This is a genomic window from Luteibacter sp. Sphag1AF (assembly GCF_014192715.1).
In the GTDB taxonomy this organism is placed as follows: domain Bacteria; phylum Pseudomonadota; class Gammaproteobacteria; order Xanthomonadales; family Rhodanobacteraceae; genus Luteibacter.
The window spans coordinates 1-3,060 of record NZ_JACHYH010000017.1 but is presented as its reverse complement, the minus strand read 5'-3'; the positions used below and the strand labels follow the sequence as shown (position 1 = coordinate 3,060).

The window sequence follows — 3,060 nt, the reverse complement described above, 5'->3', positions numbered from 1 at the left end:
ATCGCTCTCTCGGTGGTCTGTCGCCTATCCGCTATGCCATGGCATCATCAACCACCTCTATTTCCAGATGACTCGAAAGTACGAGGACGCTTCACCTCGATGGCGGTGAACAGCGGGCCATTGTCGCGCCCCCGTGATCGGTAGTGGCGCGCCGAACGCGACAGCCTCAGCGCGCGATCCGCACGCCGGGCACTCAGGCCATGATGGGTTTGCATCGCCAGGCTCAGCTCCAGTCGCCGAGCCTGGCTTAGAGCTTTCGCGACAGGACATCCTTCAGCGCGTGGTGCTCCAGCGCCAAGTCGGCGCACATGCGCTTGGGGCGCGCCAACTCGGCTTGGACATACTTCAGATGCCGTAGCCGCGACACCTCCATTCCGGCGTATTTGTTCTTCCAGACGTAGTAGGTCGGCTCGCTGATGCCGTGCTTGCGGCCCGTTTCGGCCACCCTCGCACCGGCCTCGACCTCTTTGAGGATGCGCACGATCTGTTCTTTGCACGCGCTCGACCTCTCGGCATCATCGGTGGCATAGCTCATCAGCTTCTCCCCAGGGACGTGACATCGGTAGCGGTTCAGCCTGACCGCCGGGTGCGTCGCCTTACGGATCGGTTTGAACTACCGATTGACACAAACATCTGCATTCACCTCGGGACAAGTCCATTAAGGCGAAGCTTGTAACACGCAGAGAGAACCTTGCCGAGCAGGATGTCCAAAGCGATCTGGTGCGCCATCGCCGCCCCATATTCTGTAGCGCTTGTCACTCCGTCCACTGCAGACACCAAAGGCAGGGTGAATTCTTGAAGATGGCTAGCATCCTGCTCCAAAGCTTCTACGAACTGAAAAAAGTCAGGATATCCGTTTTTTCGCTCGCCGCTCGCCAGCGAGACGCCCAAATCGAGCGCATCCTCCAGTCGCCGAACGAGAGCTGCGCGCTCTTCCTCGGCCAGGGTTTCGTACTCATCGCACCCGGTTATGACAGCAGGCAGTTTTATAGACATGGACAAAATTCCTTCAAAAGCCTGGACCATTTATGTTTGCGGCCATTTCTCATTCACCGATTTCGGGCGGAAGAATGTTGCAGTGAAAGCGAACGCGACCGGTTGCTTTTCGAAGTCGTTGCTGTGCCTCGTAGATTGACTTCAAATGGTTCGCATCTCTACCTCGCACTCCACCTGACTGAAACTGAGGGATCCTCTTTGAAGTCAGCTCCCAGTAAGCGTTACGCGCATCCAGTTTCGCTTTTTCGCAGGCGTTGTTAGGGCAACTGTTGTCACCTGGGGGAAATGGCTGATCGCATCCGCTTGTTGTATTCGGTAAGAACGAGTACAGCACAACGCCCGCCATGCCAAGGCGTGGGCAAAGTGCCCCTACCGAGCCTGGAGGAATTTCGGGATCGTTTGCCGCCGGCCCCAAGTTCGGCACCGGCCCCGTTGGAGAAGGCCCCGGCCAGGTGCCTGGCGCCGTACGCGGCGTCTGCCATGCTTGTAGTCCGACGTCGTCAAACGAGTCGAGCGGCGCTGATTCAACATATCCGTACGTGCTCACACCTCCGTTTAGCCCAGCAGGATCGCTCTGGACGTACCGCCCCGTCGCCGCCCCGTAGTCCCGGTTGACGTTGTAATTCAGCCCATTCTCGGCATCGAAATACTGGCCGGAAGCCCCACCCTTGACGCACCCCTGCGCCGACGCCGGTGGCTGGCCTTGATACAGCGCGGCTTGGCGAGCACGGCGGGCATGGGCGGGCGAGGCATCCTGGCTGAAAATCCTTGAGACGGTTTTGTACGCGCTCGGGTTCGCGCCGGCAAGCGTCGGCCTCGTTCGCTGGCTACGAATCAGTCCTCGGAAGTGGCAGAAGATGGTACAGCCTGGCTGCGGGATGGGTCGTCGTGCGGGACTCTTTGAGCTCGTCGATCTACACCTGCATGCAAATTTTCGTCACCACCAAATGCAGAAGCAGGTGGTAGTGGACGCACTAATGCACTTAGACGTCGCCGGCGCGACAGAGCAAATCAACCGTATCAAAACATCTGGCCAAAACAATATCATCGAGGCCGAAATCGTCTGATGAGGCCATAAAGACGAGCCATGCCTTCACAGCTTCGTATTCAGCGACGGTCATACCAAGCCAGAAGTGCCTGAATCGATCGCTCCAATAGCTTTCATCTGGCCCGGCATCCAACATTTGAAGAATCGGTGATACGAACAGCGGGGTAATATCGCTAGGCTCCATGGCTACCACCATGAACCGAGGAAGATAGTATCTGAAGGCTGCAGGCGTCATGGCGTATAGGGCATCCGCATGCTTCTGTAACAGCGACCAATCAAGCTTCTCTCGCGAGAGGTGGCTCACGCTTTCAGCGTCCTCCCTATCGGAAATGTGCGGGCGTGAGGTATCGGCGACCAATTCCGGCATCTGCCTGGTCGCGAAAGCCTCATTTATTTGATGAGATAGGTTCATGGTTACTCCAATAGTGCCTGACACTTGCCCACATTGGTCCATGCATCGGCCATCGCCTGCTGGAGACCTTCGCTCCTCCAGCCCAGCACTTTTGTTCGCGTTGGGATCTAGCTACAGCGAGCGCTAACCACGCAGCTTTTCGGATAGCTAGATCAAACTTCGACATACCTGCTTTACATCTGCCTGGCGATCCAACCAAGTCCTTTGCTCGGTTAACTTCGTCAGTCAGGCGCTCACACTCGTCTTCTGGGCAGATTTTTTAGCCAAGCCAGCCGCCGGCGACGCCTCCAGCCGTGGAGCCCGCGGCTCCGCCCGCCGAACTTCCTGCTGCACCACCGCCTACCATGCAGGCGATGGCACCCGGGCCGGTAGGCGAGCAGACTACGCCACCGCCTGCGCCACCCAGTAAACCGCCTCCAACGTAGCCGATGACGCCGCCACATACCGCACCAGCAGCAATGAATGAACCTTGGCACATTGGTCCGGCCGACAAGCCTGGCTGGTCAGAAAATGTCGCCTCCCCGTAAACTTACTCCAGACATAAACCGAGGTCCCCGGGCAAAATATCCCCAAGGAGACCTACGATGCGCAAAAGCAAATTCAC

The 3,060-nt window shown here is 57.7% G+C and carries 4 protein-coding genes; all 4 read right to left on the bottom strand.

The features are described 5' to 3' along the window. Positions 1–247: 247 nt before the first annotated feature. Positions 248–535: a transposase gene (locus FHW69_RS18855; protein ID WP_183424648.1), complete on the bottom strand. Its 288-nt coding sequence runs from the start codon at positions 533–535 to the stop codon at positions 248–250. 104 nt (positions 536–639) lie between these two features. Next, a complete protein-coding gene (locus FHW69_RS18850; protein ID WP_183424647.1) occupies positions 640–996 on the bottom strand; it encodes a hypothetical protein in 357 nt (118 codons plus the stop codon). A 49-nt stretch (positions 997–1,045) separates the two neighbouring features. Next, the gene (locus FHW69_RS19245; protein ID WP_343204055.1) at positions 1,046–1,708 is read right to left on the bottom strand and encodes an RHS repeat-associated core domain-containing protein; all 663 of its coding nucleotides are present in this window, start codon (positions 1,706–1,708) and stop codon (positions 1,046–1,048) included. Between the two features lie 271 nt (positions 1,709–1,979). Further along, entirely contained in the window at positions 1,980–2,456 is a 477-nt protein-coding gene (locus FHW69_RS18840) for a DUF6714 family protein (RefSeq protein WP_183424646.1), read from the bottom strand. Positions 2,457–3,060 lie beyond the last annotated feature (604 nt).